This is a genomic window from Parazoarcus communis SWub3 = DSM 12120 (genome assembly GCF_003226565.1).
Taxonomy (GTDB): Bacteria; Pseudomonadota; Gammaproteobacteria; order Burkholderiales; family Rhodocyclaceae; genus Parazoarcus; species Parazoarcus communis.
In genome coordinates this window covers 212,001-228,795 of sequence record NZ_QKOE01000006.1, presented here as the reverse complement: position 1 = coordinate 228,795, position 16,795 = coordinate 212,001, and the positions used below count along the sequence as shown (strand labels likewise).

Annotated in this window: 16 protein-coding genes; 9 read left to right on the top strand and 7 right to left on the bottom strand. The window is 62.5% G+C overall.

The window, feature by feature from the left end:
- Window positions 1-32: 32 nt before the first annotated feature.
- The gene (locus DNK49_RS11170; RefSeq protein ID WP_165843305.1) at window positions 33-2,240 is read right to left on the bottom strand and encodes a diguanylate cyclase domain-containing protein; all 2,208 of its coding nucleotides are present in this window, start codon (window positions 2,238-2,240) and stop codon (window positions 33-35) included.
- A gap of 245 nt (window positions 2,241-2,485) precedes the next feature.
- Here DNK49_RS11170 and DNK49_RS11165 point away from each other — a divergent pair, with 245 nt between their 5' ends.
- The 3 genes from DNK49_RS11165 to DNK49_RS24975 all read left to right on the top strand — a co-directional run bounded on the left by DNK49_RS11165 (window position 2,486) and on the right by DNK49_RS24975 (window position 6,563).
- Window positions 2,486-3,163: an N-acetylmuramoyl-L-alanine amidase family protein gene (locus tag DNK49_RS11165; RefSeq protein WP_243632317.1), complete on the top strand. Its 678-nt coding sequence runs from the start codon at window positions 2,486-2,488 to the stop codon at window positions 3,161-3,163.
- Window positions 3,164-3,369: 206 nt separating this feature from the next.
- Window positions 3,370-4,233 carry a transporter substrate-binding domain-containing protein gene (locus tag DNK49_RS11160; RefSeq protein ID WP_165843304.1) on the top strand — a complete coding sequence of 288 codons (864 nt, stop codon included), beginning with the start codon at window positions 3,370-3,372 and terminating at the stop codon, window positions 4,231-4,233.
- Window positions 4,230-6,563, top strand: coding sequence for a putative bifunctional diguanylate cyclase/phosphodiesterase (locus tag DNK49_RS24975; RefSeq protein WP_110524503.1), 2,334 nt, complete (start codon window positions 4,230-4,232; stop codon window positions 6,561-6,563). The genes DNK49_RS11160 and DNK49_RS24975 overlap by 4 nt, the downstream gene beginning before the upstream one ends.
- A 16-nt stretch (window positions 6,564-6,579) precedes the next feature.
- Here DNK49_RS24975 and DNK49_RS11150 read toward each other — a convergent pair whose 3' ends face one another.
- From DNK49_RS11150 to DNK49_RS11125, 6 genes are all read right to left on the bottom strand, one after another.
- Complete coding sequence (locus DNK49_RS11150) at window positions 6,580-7,317, bottom strand: amino acid ABC transporter ATP-binding protein (protein ID WP_110524501.1); 738 nt, start codon at window positions 7,315-7,317, stop codon at window positions 6,580-6,582.
- Entirely contained in the window at window positions 7,304-7,957 is a 654-nt protein-coding gene (locus DNK49_RS11145; RefSeq protein WP_110524499.1) for an amino acid ABC transporter permease, read from the bottom strand. Before DNK49_RS11145 ends, DNK49_RS11150 begins: the two co-directional genes overlap by 14 nt.
- On the bottom strand, window positions 7,957-8,625 hold the full coding sequence (locus tag DNK49_RS11140; protein WP_110524497.1) for an amino acid ABC transporter permease: 669 nt from the start codon (window positions 8,623-8,625) through the stop codon (window positions 7,957-7,959). Before DNK49_RS11140 ends, DNK49_RS11145 begins: the two co-directional genes overlap by 1 nt.
- Before the next feature lie 87 nt (window positions 8,626-8,712).
- Window positions 8,713-9,519, bottom strand: a complete 807-nt coding sequence (locus tag DNK49_RS11135; protein WP_207806953.1) for a transporter substrate-binding domain-containing protein — start codon at window positions 9,517-9,519, stop codon at window positions 8,713-8,715.
- A 22-nt stretch (window positions 9,520-9,541) separates the two neighbouring features.
- Window positions 9,542-10,219: a FadR/GntR family transcriptional regulator gene (locus DNK49_RS11130; protein ID WP_110524495.1), complete on the bottom strand. Its 678-nt coding sequence runs from the start codon at window positions 10,217-10,219 to the stop codon at window positions 9,542-9,544.
- Window positions 10,220-10,432: 213 nt separating this feature from the next.
- A complete protein-coding gene (locus tag DNK49_RS11125) occupies window positions 10,433-11,425 on the bottom strand; it encodes a helix-turn-helix domain-containing protein (protein ID WP_243632316.1) in 993 nt (330 codons plus the stop codon).
- A 597-nt stretch (window positions 11,426-12,022) separates the two neighbouring features.
- Here DNK49_RS11125 and DNK49_RS11120 point away from each other — a divergent pair.
- From DNK49_RS11120 to DNK49_RS11095, 6 genes are read left to right on the top strand one after another with little or no spacing between them, the layout of a single operon-like run.
- Complete coding sequence (locus DNK49_RS11120; protein ID WP_110524493.1) at window positions 12,023-13,177, top strand: amine dehydrogenase large subunit; 1,155 nt, start codon at window positions 12,023-12,025, stop codon at window positions 13,175-13,177.
- Complete coding sequence (locus DNK49_RS11115; RefSeq protein ID WP_110524491.1) at window positions 13,177-13,728, top strand: MauE/DoxX family redox-associated membrane protein; 552 nt, start codon at window positions 13,177-13,179, stop codon at window positions 13,726-13,728. Before DNK49_RS11120 ends, DNK49_RS11115 begins: the two co-directional genes overlap by 1 nt.
- Entirely contained in the window at window positions 13,725-14,327 is a 603-nt protein-coding gene (gene mauD / locus DNK49_RS11110) for a methylamine dehydrogenase accessory protein MauD (RefSeq protein WP_110524489.1), read from the top strand. Before DNK49_RS11115 ends, mauD begins: the two co-directional genes overlap by 4 nt.
- Window positions 14,328-14,352: 25 nt before the next feature.
- Complete coding sequence (locus tag DNK49_RS11105; protein ID WP_110524487.1) at window positions 14,353-14,889, top strand: methylamine dehydrogenase light chain; 537 nt, start codon at window positions 14,353-14,355, stop codon at window positions 14,887-14,889.
- An 11-nt stretch (window positions 14,890-14,900) separates the two neighbouring features.
- Complete coding sequence (locus tag DNK49_RS11100) at window positions 14,901-15,356, top strand: c-type cytochrome (protein WP_110524485.1); 456 nt, start codon at window positions 14,901-14,903, stop codon at window positions 15,354-15,356.
- A gap of 52 nt (window positions 15,357-15,408) precedes the next feature.
- Window positions 15,409-16,788 (top strand): DUF1329 domain-containing protein, encoded by a 1,380-nt coding sequence (locus tag DNK49_RS11095; protein WP_110524483.1) that lies wholly within the window; start codon window positions 15,409-15,411, stop codon window positions 16,786-16,788.
- Window positions 16,789-16,795: the final 7 nt, after the last annotated feature.

The window sequence follows — 16,795 nt, the reverse complement described above, 5'->3', positions numbered from 1 at the left end:
GGCGGGCTCCGGTTGCTGGACTGCAACCATTGTTACATGGAAGATGCCGACCCGTTGCTTGCTCGTGTGCCGTTTCCGGTCGAGTTGTCCGCGGTGAAGACCTGAGCGCGGTTCTTCCCCGCCTGTTTGGCCTGATACATTGCCTGGTCGGCCTGACGCAGCAGCAGATCGGCATCGTGCTCGTTGCCCGGCAGGTGGTAGGCAACGCCGATGCTGGCGGAGACCTGAAGCGGATGTCCGGCATGATGGACAACTTCGGTGGCTGCCTGCAGCAAGCGTTCGACCAGTGTCATGCCGGTTTCCCGGTCGGGCAGGTCGGCCAGCACCGCGACGAATTCGTCACCGCCAAGGCGGGCGATGGTGTCGCCCTCGCGCAGACTGCGGCGCATTCGCCGTGCCAGCGTGGTCAGTAACTGGTCACCTGCGGCATGGCCATGCGTGTCGTTGACGGCCTTGAAACCGTCCAGGTCGATGTAGGCGACCGCGAGCGGCTGCCCCCTCCGTCTGGCTTGAGTGATCGCCTGGTGCAGGCGGTCGGCCAGCAACATCCGGTTGGGCAGGCCGGTCAGGGCGTCATAGCGGGCAATGTATTCAAGTTGCTGCTGATGGGCTTTCTGCGCACTGATGTCGGTGAACAGCGCGACGAAATGCTGTGTTCTGCCATCGGGCTCGCGTACCGCGCTGATCGTGAGCAGCTCGGCGTAAAGGCTCCCATCCTTGCGCCGGTTCCACACTTCGCCACTCCAGTGTCCGTCCTGGAGCAGCGCATTCCACATTGCCTCATAGAATTCGCGGGGCTGGTGCCCGGACTTGAGCAGGCGGGGCGTGTGGCCCAGGGCTTCATCACGGCTATAGGTGGTGATCCGGGTGAAGGCTTCGTTGACATCGAGGATGGTGCCATCCGGTGCGGTGATCATGACGCCTTCCCGGGCATGGCTGAACACGGTTGCCAGTTGCTCGAGCTTGGCATTGGTGCGGGCCAGTGCCCGGGTTTTCTCCAGCAGTGCGGCTTCGGCCTGCTTGCGCCGGGTGATGTCACGCACCATGGCCACGAAGCGCAGCCCTTGGTCATCTCCGGGCAACACGCTGATCCGGACCTCGATCGGAAACACCGTGCCATCCTTGCGGCGATGGGCGCTCTCCACGGTCATCGGGTAGCGTTCCGGCTCGGTCGCAGCGATGCCCCACAGCGAGCACAGTGAATCGAAATCGCTGTGCGTGTCCAGCAGACGGACCGACGCCGCGAGCAGCTCGGCACGGCTGTATCCGGTTTGCTCGCTGGCGATCTGATTGACGTCGTGAATCCAGCCAAAGCGATCGTGGATGTAGATTGCATCGCCAGCATTCTCGACCACGGAGCGGAAACGGGCTTCGCTGCGATGCAGCGTCGTCTGCAGCTGGTTGAAACCGTGGATCAGGGTCCCGATCTCGTCCTCGCGCTCGACCACCAGCGGTGCCATGGGCTGGCTGCCCTGTGTCATGGCTGCTAGGGCACGCGAGCTACGTACCAGTGGCCCGATGATGTTTCGTGCCAGCAGTGCGGCAAGCACGATCAGCGGCAAGCCGATACCCAGGATCAGCCATAGTTTTCTGGCGATCTGTGCATGGATCAGGGCATCGACATCGTCAAGGTAGCTGCCTGATCCGATCGACCAGCCCCAGGGTTCGAAGGCCTTGACGTAGGACAGCTTGGGATACCGAACCGTGGTCGAAGCGCTGCCGGGAAGGGGTTTTGGCCAGTAATAGGTGATGTATCCGTGGCCGCCCTGCTGTGCCACGTTGGCGAGCGCGACAAAGAGCTTCTGGGGTGGAATCAGGTTGGTTCTTGGGCCATCGGTGCCAAGCTGCAGGCTGCTGGCATAGCCCAGACTATCATCGTCGAGCGGCTGGCCGTCGAGTTCCGGTGCGGTGGGGTGCATGACCATCCGTGGGACCGGCAGCGACAGGTCATTGATCCAGAAGTACGCGTTCTCGTCGTATCGCATGGCCCGGATGGTCTGCTTTGCGGCATCCTGTGCGGCGGCTGTAGACAGGTCTCCGCGCTGTTCCTGTGCTGCGTAGTGGGCGGCAATGCTGTGCGCGACCTCGACCAGACGGCGTACGGTGTGCTTTTTTTCTCCGAGCAGGATTTCGCGCTCTGCCAGGATGGCAATGATGCTTGCACTGCACAGCCCGAGCAGGAACAGGACGACCATCGCCCAGATCTTTTCTCGTACGCTGGGTCGAAGGGCAAAGGTCATACCTGGGATGACGGCATGGGTATGGAAGAGGCTTCGATGATAACCGTCATTGGGGCGCATGCAGGTATCGATTGCAACACGCCGATAACCGTGTCACGCCGTGTCGCAGGGAGGGTGCATCACCCCAGTCATCTTGGCGGCGTGTGATGGGTGATTCATACTGGGGCGGATCTACCACGAGCCCTGTGTCGATGCCGTTCATGCCTGCCTGCTCTTCGTTTCGGGGGGTACTTGGTCTGCTTGCAATGCTGAACCTCTGCGCCGCGGGGGCGCAGACTGTGGCGATCGACATTGGCCACACGCTGGCCGCCCCGGGGGCGATCAGTGCGCGCGGACGGTCCGAGTTCGAGTTCAATCGGGACTTCGCCCGGGTCTTGGTGCCGGCCTTGAATGCCCTGGGTGTCCCGACCGTGTTGATCAATCCGGACGGCGACATCGCCAGCCTGCGGGATCGGCCGCAACAGGCGGCCGCGATGGGGGCCGACCTGCTGATCTCGATCCATCATGATTCGGTTTCGGCTTTCGAACTGACACCATGGATCTGGGCTGGGCAGGTGCTGGACTACAGCGACACCTTTGCCGGCCATTCGATCTTCGTATCGCGCGAGAACCCCCAGTTGCCGGCCAGCCTGCTGTGCGCCCGGGTGATTGGCGCCCGCTTGCAGCGTCTGGGTTTCGAACCCACGCACAAGAATGCCCGCCGTCGTGCCTATGCGGATGAAACGCATGCCGTGCATTACTACGACGGACTGGCCGTGTTGCGGCACGCGCGGATTCCCGCCCTGTTGTTCGAGGCCGGTGTGATCAAGAACCGGGACGAAGAGTTGTTGCTGCGGGATCCCTTGCGTCAGGCCAGGATGGCCGATGGCATTGCTACCGCGATTGCAGCCTGTCTGCGTAACGGGGCGCCGGCGGGGTCTTGAGTGTTTCGATAGGCTAACTTTTGGCTTAGCGGCTGGATGAGTTAGCAACGCCAGGCCGGTCTTTGGGGTAGTATCTCTTCATCATGATCATCCACCAAAGACAGACGTTTTCAGGTCATCTCCGGCGGCTTGCTTAGGGTTTTCATGTTTGTCGTCGGCGTGGTGCGGGTGCATACTGAGCGCCTTGCATCGACGGGCATGAAGTCGTGCATAAACGTTTCTACATCCTCTCTGCTTTGGTCATTGGTAGCGCCGCGCTGATCGCGCAGTGGTTGCCGCAGGGGTTTTCTCAAACCTCTGCCTTGTCGCGGCTGCAGAATGGCGGCCGTTTCGTCGTGGGCTATGCGCTTGAACCGCCGTTTGTGTTCATTGATGCCGAGGGTCGTGTTTCGGGCCAGGCGCCCGCTGTGTTTCGTCACATTGCAGCAGAAATCGGTCCGGCCAGACTGCAGTGGGTGCATGCGGATTTCGGCAGCCTGATCCATGAGCTCGAAGCGGGCCGGATCGATGCGATTGCGGCAGGCATGTTCGTGACACCGGAGCGTGCACAGCGCGTCCTGTTCTCCCGGCCAACTGCGCAGGTCTGTCCCGCCTTGCTGGTTCGTCGGAATGAGGCCGGCGTGTCGTTACGCCTGCAGGACTTCCTTTCATCGCCCGCGCTGAGGCTGGGGGTCATCGCTGGTGCGGTTGAGCGGCAACTGGCTGGGCAGGCGGGGCTGCCTGCTTCGCAAGTGATCGACTTCCCGGATACGACGAGCGCAATGGATGCGTTGATGATGGGCAGGATCGATGCATTCATGCTGTCGGTGGTGTCCTTGCGCGATACGCTGGCACGTGTTTCGCACGACAGCTCCATGCTGGAGGTGGTGGAGCCCGGGGCGACTGTTGCCCTTCCTGCAGGTTTGCCGGCCTTTGTCTTCAGACGCCAGGATCACAAGTTGCGCGACGCGGTTGACCGACGCCTGGGACGTTTTCTGGGCAGCCCGATTCATCTGGAAATGGTGGCGCCCTTTGGCTTCACTCCGGCAGAGATGCCTGGACAAAACGACGTGCCGGAGTGCGGACCATGACTGGAGAGGTGGTCTGGCGCCGCCTGATTGGCCGTGGCCTGCTCCTGGCCGTGGTGGGTCTGGCGGCGTCGGTGTTGCTGTTGATGGCATGGTCGTCGATGCGCTGGGATGCGGCACTACGCGAATCGGTCGTGCCGCTGGACCGTCTGGCGCAGTCGCGTTATCACGCCAGCGAGGCGCAGGTGTTTACCGAACGCTTGTTGCGAGGTGACCGCAGTGTGTCAGTCGAGCTGGTTCTCGCCTCCCTGCAGCGCGCGCGGCATGCCGGTCGCAGCATCATCGAGCCGGAGACGGCCCTTGCCGGCATGAGTCTGGGGCGTACACCTTCGGAGAAGCTGATGCGGTCGGTCGGCGAGTATCTCGCTGCACTCGATCAGGTGACTGCCGAGGTTGAAACACGTGTCAGGCTGACGGCGGCGGAGGGACTCAGCCTGAGGCAGATCCACGCCCCATTGCAGCAGGCCAGCCTGGCCGTTGAGAGAGTACTGCTGGCCGAGCTGGCGCACCGGCGTGCGACCTTGCGCGAGATTGACATGCTCAACACCTTGCTGGTTGCCGCGCTGGCCTTGTTGCTGATCCTGCTGCGTTATCGTGCAGATGTGCTGGAAACGACCGCAAAAAGGGAGCAGGAGCGGTCCGATCAGCGCATTCGCCTGCATGCACGAGCGCTCGAGGGTACGCGCGATGGCGTCATGGTGACGGATGCGGCCGAGCGCATCCTGTCGGTCAATCGTGCCTTCCTGAACATTACGGGTTATACAGAAGATGCATTGATTGGGGCGTCTTCCCACGTGCTGCGTTCGGGGCATCACGATGCGGCCTTCTACCGAGCAATGCGCGCAGCGCTTGTGCGTGACGGCCACTGGCAAGGCGAGGTGTGGTGCCGTTTGCGCAATGGTGAGATGTGTCCGCAGTGGGTGTCGGTCAGCGCAGTTGATGACGATGACGGCAGGACGTCCCATTATGTTGCGGTGTTCACCGATATGTCGCAGGTCCATCAGTTCGAGGCACGGGTGGAGCACCTTGCGCAGTACGACCCTTTGACCGACCTGCCCAACCGCCTGTTGATCGGACATCGGCTGGCGCACTCGATCGAAGCGGCGCGACGTGATGGTACCGGGGTTGCGGTTCTGTTCATCGATCTGGACCGTTTCAAGCACATCAACGATGCCCTCGGACACGATTGTGGCGATCTGCTGCTGACCGAGGTTGCGCGGCGTCTGCAAGGGCGCATCCGTCGCGAGGACACGCTGGGGCGCTATGGCGCGGACGAGTTCGTACTGTTGATTGAACAGGTGCACGACGCGAGCGAGGCGGCGACCGTCGCCCGTGACATCCTTGCCATGTTCAACGAGCCGTTTGCACTGAGCAATGGTGAGGTGTTGTACGCCAAGGCGAGTATCGGCATCAGCGTGTATCCCGGTGACGGTGAGACGGCCGCTGAGTTGCTGCGCGATGCCGACGCTGCGATGGACCGTGCCAAACGCGACGGACGGAGCATCTTCCGCTACTACAGCGAGGACCTGACCCGCGCGGCCAACACCCGCCTGGCACTCGAGTCCCGTTTGCGTCGCGCGCTTGATGAAGGGGGGTTTCGCATGCATTACCAGCCCCTGGTGTGTCTGCGTACAGGCAGGATTCTGGGTGCCGAGGCGCTGGTGCGCCTGGCGGTAACCAATGGGCCACCCGTCGGGCCGGGGGAGTTCATTCCGGTCATGGAGGACAATGGCATGATCGTCGAGCTCGGGCGCTGGGTGCAGCGCGAAGTCTGCCGACAAGGCAAGGCCTGGCTTGACGCGGGTTACCAGTTCGATCTGCTGGCAGTCAATCTGTCACCGGAGGAGGTTCGCCGCGGCGGTGTGGTCGAGCAGTTGCGCGATGTACTGGCAGAGACCGGTTTCCCGCCCGAGCGTTTCGAGATCGAGATTACCGAGTCGGGTCTGATGCAGCGGGGTGAGGATGCGGTCGAGTTCATGCATCAGCTCAAGTCTCTCGGCATCCGTCTGGCGATTGACGACTTCGGCACCGGCTATTCGTCCTTGTCTTACCTGAAGCGCTTTCCGGTCAACAAGCTGAAGATCGACCGCAGCTTCATCATGGCCTTGCCGCAGGACCAGAGTGACGCGCAGCTGACGACCACCATCATCGAGTTGGCGCGCAACCTGGGTTTGCGGGTGCTGGCCGAAGGGGTGGAGACTGCTGAGCAGCAGCGTTTTCTGGCTGCACGTGGCTGCGACGTGTATCAGGGCTATCTATGCAGTCCGCCGGTGCCGCCAGAGCGGTTCGAACAGGCTTTCCTGGCGAGCCCGAGGGCGGCCGCCACGGGCTAGCCAGGGATCGCCTGGTTCAGGCTGCCACGGTCACCGAACCGACAAAGTTGGCCAGCTCCGGTGTCTGCGGGTTCGCGAATACGGTTCGTGGATCACCGCTTTCGTGGATGCGGCCGTGGTGCATGAAGATCAACTTGTTGCCCACATCGCGGGCAAAGCGCATCTCATGTGTCACCATGATCAGCGTCATGCCCTCGGTGGCCAGTTGGCGCACCACAGCCAGTACTTCATTGACCAGTTCGGGGTCGAGCGCCGAGGTGATCTCGTCACATAGCAGCACCTTGGGCTGCATGGCCAGCGCGCGCGCAATGGCGACCCGTTGCTGTTGCCCGCCGGACAGCTGGTCGGGAAAACTGTCGAACTTTTCCGCCAGGCCGACCTTGAGCAACATTTCCTTGGCAATGTCCTCGGCGTCACGCTTGCTCATGCCCTTGACCACGGTGGGGGCCAGCATCACGTTCTGGCCCGCTGTCAGGTGCGGAAACAGGTTGAACTGCTGGAACACCATGCCGACCTTCTGGCGCAGCGCGCGCAGGTCGCCCTTGCCGTCATGCAAGGCCGTACCGTCCACCCTCAGTTCGCCCTTGTCGATGGTTTCCAGACCATTGATGGTGCGCAGCAGCGTGCTCTTGCCCGAGCCGCTACGGCCGATGAGTGCGACCACATCGCCCTGTGCGACGTCGAGGTCGATGCCCTTGAGGACGTGGTTGCTGCCGAAGTGCTTGTGCAGGCCGGCAATCTTAACGAGCGACATGGAATTTTCTCTCCAGACTTTTCGCATATAGCGAAAGGGGATAACACAGGGCGAAGTAGCCGGCCGCAACCAGGCCGAATACCAGGAAAGGCTGAAAGGTCGCATTCGCCAGCATCGAGCCGGTCTTGGTCAGCTCGGCGAAGCCGATGATCGAAGTCACCGCGGTGCCCTTGACCACCTGCACCGAGAAGCCTACCGTGGGGGCGACGGCGATACGCAGGGCTTGCGGCAGGATCACGTGACGCATCTGCTGTGCATAGGACAAGGCAAGGCTGGACGACGCCTCCCATTGGCCTTTGGGCACTGCTTCGACACAGCCGCGCCAGATCTCGGCTAGATAGGCACTGGTGAACAGTGTCAGGCCGAGTGCTGCCGCCAGCCAGGGCGACACATCCACGCCGACCAGTGACAGCCCGAAGAACACGATGAATAGCTGCATCAGCAGCGGCGTCCCTTGAAAGACCTCGATATAGGTCTTGGCGAAAGCCTGCAGCAGCCGGTTGCGGGCAATGCGCGCAAACAGGATGGCAAGGCCGACGCCACCGCCGAGGATGAAGGCGATCAGCGACAAGGCCAGCGTCCACTTGCCGCCCTCGAGCAGGTTGCGGACGATGTCCCAGGTGGAGAACTGGACGAACATCAGCCGGCCCTCCCGACCACGTAACGCTGGCCGATCTGCATCAGCAACTGGCGGATCAGCAAGGCCATGACGAAGTACAACGCCGTGGTGACGAAGTAGGTTTCAAAAGCGCGGAAATTGCGCGACTGGATGAAGTTGGCGGCAAAGGTCAGCTCTTCGGTGGCGATTTGCGAGCACACCGCCGAGCCCAGCATGACGATGATCACCTGGCTGGTCAGTGCTGGCCACACCTTGGCCAGTGCCGGGCGCAGCACCACATGGCGGAAGATCTGGAAGCGGCTCAGCGCCAGTGAGGCGGCGGCTTCCAGCTGGCCGCGCGGGGTTGCCTGGATGCCGGCGCGGATGATCTCGGTCGAGTAGGCGCCGAGATTGATCACCATGGCCAGCACCGCAGCCTGCCACTCGGTCATCTTGATGCCCAGTGCCGGCAGGCCGAAGAAGATGAAGAACAATTGAACCAGGAAGGGGGTGTTGCGGATGATCTCTACATACACCCCGAACACGCTGTCAAAGGGGCGGATTCGCCAGGCGCGACAGATCGCGCCGACAATGCCCAGACCAATGCCGAGCACCGCACCTACCGCCGTCAGTGCCAGGGTGAAGCCGGCGCCAGACAGCAGCAGGTTGGTGTGCTCGAACACCGGAGCGAAATCGAACTGATAGGCCATGGAGCCTCCGTGGAGTCGAAGCGAAGTGCGATCTAAGCTCGTGCGCGGATCTCGGGTACCGATCGACCCGAGTCCGCGCCGGGTGGCTTACAGATCCTTCGGCAGCGGCGCGTTGAGCCAGCGCTGGGCAATGGCGTCGAGGCTGCCGTCCTGCTTGGCCTTGGCGATGATGGCGTTCAGCTTGGCGCCCAGTGCGGCCTCACCCTTGGCATAGCCGACGTAGCAGGGCGAGTTCTTGATCAGGAACTTGGCACCGAGGCGGCGCAGCTTGGTCATGTCGTTGACTGCAGCTGCAACGACGTTGCCGGTGGCGACGAACTGCACCTGGCCGGTCAGGTAGGCGGAGATGGTGGCGTTGTTGTCCTCAAAGCGCTTGATGGTGACCTTGGGCGAGGCGATTTTGGTCAGCTCGAGATCTTCCACCGAGCCGCGGGTCACGCCAACGGTCTTGCCGTCGAGTTCCTCGACCTTGGACAGGGCGACGTCCTCCGGCCCGAACACGCCATTGAAGAAGGGCGCATAGGCGTCGGAGAAGTCGATCACCTTTTCACGGTCGGGGTTCTTGCCCAGGCTGGAGATCACCAGGTCGGCCTTGCCGGTCGTGAGATAGGGAATGCGGTTGGTGCTGGTGACCGGGATCAGCTCGACCTTCACCCCCAACTCCTTGCCGATCAGGTTGGCCATGTCGATATCGTAGCCACGGGGCTTCAGGTCGGTGCCGACGCTGCCGAACGGCGGGAAGTCCTGCGGCACGGCGACGCGCAGGGTGCCGGTCTTCTGGACGTTTGCCAGGACATCGGCGTGGGCATCGGTACTGCCGATCACGCCAGCGACGGCAACGCCGGCAACAAGGCCACACAGGCTGCGGAGGAAGGGGCGGCGGGTCATGGTCATTTGAAGCTCCTGCAAGGTGAGGTCAGAGGGGAGGAAAATCGATGCCGACGCGGTTCGCCGCGGCGGCCAAATGGGAACGCATGGCCCGGTTTGCCGATGAGGCGTCACCGGAGACAATGGCGTCGATGATCAGACGGTGCTCGTCGGCCGGTTCCCAGATGCCGGCCGGATTGGAAAAAGGCAGGCGCAGGCTGTGGCCGATCTGCTCGCTGAACTGGCTGGCGATGCTCATCAGGCCGGGGTTGTCGGAGAGTTCTGCGATCAGCAGGTGAAACTGCAGGTCCCAGTCGGCCGCCATCACCAGGTCGCAGTGTTTGAGCGCGGCCTCCATGCCGTGCTGGATGGCCTCCAGGCGCTGGCGGCCGTCATCGTCGATACGCAGCGCGGCCAGCGCGGCCCAGGCGGGTTCGAGGACGGCGCGGAACTCGATCAGGGCCTGTGGGCTCATCGCCGCTGTGCCGCGCAGGGGGCGTGCAGGGTCGGGGCGCTGACCGGCGGTCACGAACACGCCCTTGCCCGGTTGCGAGCGAACCATGCCCAAGGCCTCCAGCGTCGAGATCGCTTCGCGCAGCGAGGCTCGGCTGATCGACAGTTGTTCGGACAACTCGCGCTGCGAAGGCAGGGCCGAGCCGGCGGGAAACTCCCCCTGGGTGATTCGGCGTTGCAGGGCCTGGGCGGCAATGTTGGCGATGCTGGGCATGACGCGTCCTGGTGGGTAGTGTTCTGACTGGTCAGACCAGTCAGAACACTGTTAGCAGGTGTCGTGCCAGCTCGCCGGGTTTGCCAAAATGGGCTATATCGCCCGGATCTGTGTGGAGGTGACGGGCTGCAGGCGCGTATCCGGAAACAACAACGCCCCGATCAGGGGCGTATGGTGCGGTGCATGAACCAAGCTAGTGCGTCGAGTCTGAGGCTAGTCGATCCGGTGGCCTGCATTGCGCAGGGTTTCCGAGGGGAGCTCGCCGAACATGGATTTGTAGTCCGCGGCAAAGTGGGACAGGTGCCAGAAGCCCCAGCGGGCAGCAATGTCCGCAACCGAGGCCGAGTGATCGGCCGCGCGCTTGAGGTCGCGCCGCACACCGTTCAGACGCAGTGCCCGCAGGAAGCTGACCGGATTCAGGTTGAGCACATCCTGGAAGCTGTACTGTAGCGTCCGGCGTGAGACGCGTAACTCTGCGCACAGGTCCGCCACGGTGATGGGCTCCTCGATATGCGCATTCATGTACTCGCGTGCGCGTTCCACTACCAGACGGCGGGCGTGGCCGGATGGGGTCGGACGATGTTCGGTATCCGGGTTGATCGAGGCGATCAGGCTGCCGTAGATGGCCTGCTCCAGCGCCTTGCGCATTGCAGCGTGGCGCAGCATTTCCGGCGTGGCCCGCAGGCTGGCCATTACCGTACCGAGAAAATCGCGCAGGGTGGCAGCCTGTTCGGCAGAGGCGGGCAGTACCCGCTTGCCGGCCAGTTCGGCCTCGATGTCGCGATGTTCCACCTGCAGTGCGTAGTCGTTGAGTGCCGCCGCATCGGTGGTGACAGCGAGGATCTCCTGCACCTTGGGGGTACGGAAGTCCATTTCCTCGCCACCTTTGAGCGTGATGATCGAGTTCAGGTCGAGAATCTGGCCGCAGTACCAGCCCTTGCCATCGATCTCGACCGGCACACCAAAGGTGCGGGATCCTTCCCAGGATTGCCCTGCCTCATGCACTGACTGATTGGTGCGCTCACGGAATACCTGCAGGTTGTCGAACCAGAACTCCTCGAAGTTTCCCGAGAACAGGCCTGCGGTGAGTTGGTCGTAGCGCTGCTTCCAGTGCTGCAGGCAGGACGCATGGTCGTCGGCGTCATGAGTGGTGCGCCAGCTGGCGCTGAATGCCTGGTCCTCATCTGAAGAGGTAAAGGCGGTCATGTTGGCGATGCTCCGGAAAGAGAGGTTTCCGGAAGAGTGAAGCATTGCGCATGCCAGCATGCCCAGTGAATGTTCGGTGGGGGTGCGGCAGGTGCGTAGGCGTGGGCGCCAGCAGGGGAATTGCCGCTGTTGCGGCAGCATGGCTGTTTGGCCAGGTGTACGGCATACGCCGCGTGCATTGCTGCCGCGTGCAGTGGACCTTTCATTTTCCGTCTGTCTCCCGATCGGAAATGGATTCTTGTCGTTTTGGGTTTATCCCTTTCTTTTCAGACTAATACCAAACCTCTGGTGGTGCCAACTGTTTTTTTAGGGGGGGCGCCTTGGGAGAGGCGTGCGCCGCAATGGTGCGTTGCGGCAATGGTTGAGGCGCGTTCTGCGAACGTTTTAATCGAGTCCGCGGCTTGCCGATTTCGGATAACGCCCGATTGCGCCTCCATCCCAGAATCCGCTCACCCCGTCGTTTGATCTGGATCAATTCCACAGACGACGAGCGCGCATCCCCCGGGCACGAGAGCGGGGGTCATAACAGGAACATCCCACCCATCGCCCCCGGTCCTGCCGGTGGCGGCTGCGGCCGGGGATACAAGGAGGTCAGTCGTGGTTCGACATCGCGCCCTGAAAAACTGTGTGGCTGCGCTGCTGATTGCCCTGGGTGGGGCAACTGCACACGCCGAGCTGCCAGTCGAAATCGTTACCGTGGAGCAGCTTGCTCCGCCCAACCCCTATCGCATTTACCTTTCCGATGTTTCCATCGGCCACATCGTCGATGGTCGGCTGCATGTGCTCGACGGTGAGAACATGAAGTATCTTGGTGTGGTTTCCACTGCCTACGCGGGCCAGGCCACGCTGTCACCCGACCGCAAGCAGATCTACGTTGCCACCACCTACTACTCGCGTCTGTCCTCGGGCGAGCGTACGGACACGGTCGATATCCACGACGCCCAGACCCTGACCAAGACCGGTGAGATCATCATCCCGCCGATTCACGCCCAGGCCCTGCACTACAAGGGCACGATCCGCACGTCGGCCGATGGTCGCTGGCTGTACGTGCTCAATGCCACCCCGGCGATTTCGGTGACGGTGGTCGATCTTCAGGCCAGGGCGGTTGCCTCGCAGATCGATATTCCGGGGTGCTGGATCCTGTTGCCAGCGCAGTCGGTATCGAACCGGTTCTCCACCGTCTGTGGCGACGGCACCATGCTGACCGTGAGCCTGGACGACAAGGGGCAGGTGGTCGATCAGCAGCGCAGCGCCAAATTCTTCGACCCCGACGTCGATCCGATCTTCATTCATGGCGAGCAGGACGGTGACACCTATCGCTTCGTCTCCTACGGGGGAGATCTGTACACCGCTCACCTTGGTGGCGCGGTGGCGAGCTTTGAGCCCAAGTGGTCGCTGCTGACCGACAAGGAACGCAAGGCTGGCTGGCGCCCCGGGGGTTACCAGTTGCTGGCCCAGCACAATGCCAGTGGTCGGGTATTCGTCGCGATGCACGATGGGGCCAAGGACGGTAGTCACAAGTTTCCGGCGAAGGAAATCTGGGGCTTCGATCTGAAGACACAGAAGCGGGTCACCCGCGCACCGGGCAGCAATGCCATTGCGCTGGCGGTCAGCCAGGGCGACAAGCCACGCCTGTTTGCCTATGACGGCATCAAGGGGGGAATTGCCGCCTACGACGCGAGTGCCGCGCTGAAGCTGGTCAGGCGCATGGAGGGGGTTGGCGAAACCCCGTCGCTGATGGAGCTGCACTGATGGACGCCCTGGTCATCGACCCGGTGCTGGCGCGTGCCTGTGGCGCCGCACTGGCGGTCATCCTGATTGTGGGGGCGTGGCAGAAGCTGCGCGATCTGGCGGTGTTCGAGGCTTCGGTCGAGCTCTACCGCTTGTTGCCCGAGGCCCTGGTGCCGTTGTTTGCCCGTCTGTTTCCCGTGCTGGAGGCAATGGCGGGCGTTGCGCTGCTGTTCGATGCCTCCCGTTCCCTTGGTCTGGCACTTGGACTGCTGGTGCTCGGTGCCGCAACCCTTGGCGTGGCGATCAACGTCAGCCGTGGCCATACCGAGATCGATTGCGGATGTGGTGGCGCTGAAGGTCACACCCGGCTGTCATTGGCGCTGGTCGCACGCAATCTGGTGTTGCTGGGGATGCTCGTTGCCGGTGCCCAGTTCGGTAGCGAGCGCGCCTTGGTGTGGATCGACTACCTCTCCGTTGCCGGCGGCACCTTGATGCTGCTCACCCTTTATGCGGCGGCTAACCAGCTGATCGCCAATCACCCCCATCTCGCCCAAATGAGGAGCGGATCATGAACGAAGCCCTGATGATTTCGAATGTGTTGCTATGGATCGCGGTGCTTGCCGCACTGCTTGGCCTGTTCGCTCTGGCGCGTCAGATTGGCGTCCTGTACGAGCGGGTTGCCCCGATGGGGGCGTTGATGCTCGATACCGGACCGCAAGTCGGCGAGGCCGCGCCGGTGTTCGACCTGCCGCACCTGGTCAGCAGTCGTGAGCGCGTGTCGCTGGGTCTGCCGGGCGACAAGAGCACCTTGCTGTTCTTCCTGTCGCCGACCTGCCCGGTGTGCAAGAAGCTGTTGCCCATCCTGCGTTCGGCCAACCAGTCCGAGCGTGGCTGGTTGCGCGTGGTGCTGACCTCCGACGGCGAGCAGCCCGAGCATCTCGCCTTCTATGACAAGGCTGGCCTGCAGGACTTTCCCTATGTGCTGTCGCGTGAGCTTGGTATCGCCTATCGCGTGGCCAAGCTGCCTTATGCCGTGTTGATCAACGAGCATGGTCGTGTTGCCGCCAAGGGGCTGGTGAATTCCCGCGAACAGCTCGAGAGCCTGTTCACTGCCAAGGAGCTGGGCGTGGCTTCGGTACAGGCTTATCTCGATCAGCCCGGCAAGGCCTGATTCCGACCGACAAGGAGATCTCAAGATGAAATGGCTGGATGAATTCTTCGAACGCAAGACGCGCAATGTGGCACAGCGCGCGTCGCGACGTAGTGCGCTGATCGGCATCGGCAAGTTGCTGGTGGGCTCGGCCTTCGTGTTGCCTGTGCTGCCCTTCGACCGTACCGCGCAGGCTGCGGGTGCCGCAGCGGCCAAGAAGGCGTCGGGCAAGGCGCCGACCGACCAGGACTGCGAGTACTGGCGCTACTGCGCGCAGGACGGTTTCCTGTGCAATTGCTGTGGCGGGACAGCGAGCAGCTGCCCACCGGGTACCGAGGCGTCCAAAGTGTCGTGGATCGGAACCTGCCACAACCCGGAAGACGGCAAGGACTATCTCATCAGCTACAACGATTGCTGCGGCAAGACTGCCTGCGGGCGCTGTTTCTGCAACACCAACGAGCGTGAGATGCCGGGTTACCGCATGGGGCTGCACAACGACATCAACTGGTGCATGGCCAATGACTCGACGATGTTCCACTGCACCCTGGCCACCGTCGTCGGCCTGGCCGAAACCAAGCACTGAGGCCGGCGGCGATGAGGAGGCTTGCTTCGGGGCTGGTGGTGGCAGTGTTGATGACGGCAGGCGCGGCAGCCCCCCCCGCGCTGGCGGCAGACGCAGCCTCGGGCAAGGCGCGCTACCAATACATCCTGAACTGTGCCGGCTGCCATCAGCCCGATGGCAGCGGCGCGAAGTCGGGTGGTGTGCCGACGATGCGTGGCCAGCTCGGCCACTTCGTCAGTCTGCCGGAGGGGCGCGAGTTTCTCGTCAAGGTGCCCGGTACCTCCAACTCGCCGCTCAGTGATGCGGATGTCGCACGGATGCTGAACTGGATGCTGCATGCCTTTTCCGCCGAGACCCTGCCGGCGGGTCTCGAGCCCTATTCCGAGGCAGAGGTCAGCCGCTTGCGCAGCCAGCCACTGACCGACGTCACCGCGGCCCGGCGCGCGATTGTCGCCCGTCTGGCCGAGCGTGGGGTGAAGGTCGAGTAGGTGCCTGTCAGCGTCGAATTTTTTCTGTTTCAACTGTTGAGGACACAAGCAAATGGACAAAACGACAAGAAAACTCTTCCGCCCCGCCTTGCTGGTACTGGCCGTGTCTGCCGTGCTCGGCAGTTCGTTTGCGCGCGCGGCGGCCAGTGAGGCCGAGCTTGCCAGCCTGGGCAAGACGCTGACGCCGATCGGCGCCGAAGCGGGAAAGAACGCCGATGGCAGCATCCCGGCGTGGAGCGGGGGGATGACTCAGGCGCCTGCGGGTTGGAAACCGGGCCGGCTTGACCCGTTCAAGGACGACAAGCCCTTGTTCTCGATAGACGCCAGCAATGTCGACCAGCATGCCGACAAGTTGCCGCCTGGGCAGGTCGCCCTGATCAAGGCCTACAAGGGCTACCGTATGGACGTGTATCCGACCCGGCGCAGTTGTCCGGTGCCCGAGGTGGTGGCAGAACAGACGAAAAAGAACGCGACGCTTGCCAAGCTGGGCGCCGACGGCTGGCAACTCGAGCAGGTGCTCGGGGCGGGGATTCCTTTCCCGATACCCAAGAACGGCGCCGAGGCGATGTGGAACTACAAGCTGCGTTATACCGGCATGGGCCGGCGGGCTCAGATCTCGGCGCTGATGCCGGACAAGGACGGTTCCTACACTGAAAACAAGCAGTGGGCCTATGAGATCTATCCGTTCAATGACCCCAAGGTGACCGGGCCCGCGGATGTCGGCGGGGTCGAGTCCAAGTTGCTCTATGACGTGCTGTCGCCGGCTTCGCGCACCGGTGAGGGATACCTGATCCACGCTTACCTCGACAAGCCTCAGGATGCTTGGATCTATTTCCCCGGCCAGCGTCGTGTGCGCCGCTCCCCGACCTTTGCTTATGACAATCCGATTGCCGGCTTCGACAATCTCTATTTCGTCGATCAGATCAATGTGTTTACCGGGGCGCTTGACCGTTATGACTACACGCTGGTCGGCAAGAAGGAGATGGTGGTTCCCTACAACAACTACAAGCTGATCGACAAGAGCAACAAGTTCAAGGACATGGTGGGACCGGAATACGTTAATCGCGATTTCATGCGTTACGAGAAGCACCGGGTATGGGTGGTCGAGGCGACCGTCAAGGCTGACAAGCGCCATTCCTTTGCCAAGCGTGTGTTCCACTTTGACGAGGACTCCTGGGCGCTGCTGCACGTCGACATGTATGACGCCAAGGGCAATCTGTGGCGGGTGCAGGAAGGCAGCCTGTGGGCCGCACCGGATGTCGGTGCCTGCATCACCTATGAAACCCAGATGTACGACCTGGTGGCGCGTCGCTACGTCGTGGATAACTGGACGGCAGAGGGCGAGGTCATCGACCTGAGCGCGGTCAAGGAGGGGCGCGTCAGCAACGCGACCTTCAGCCCTGACGAGATGCGCCGCCGCGGCGAACGCTGATTTCCAC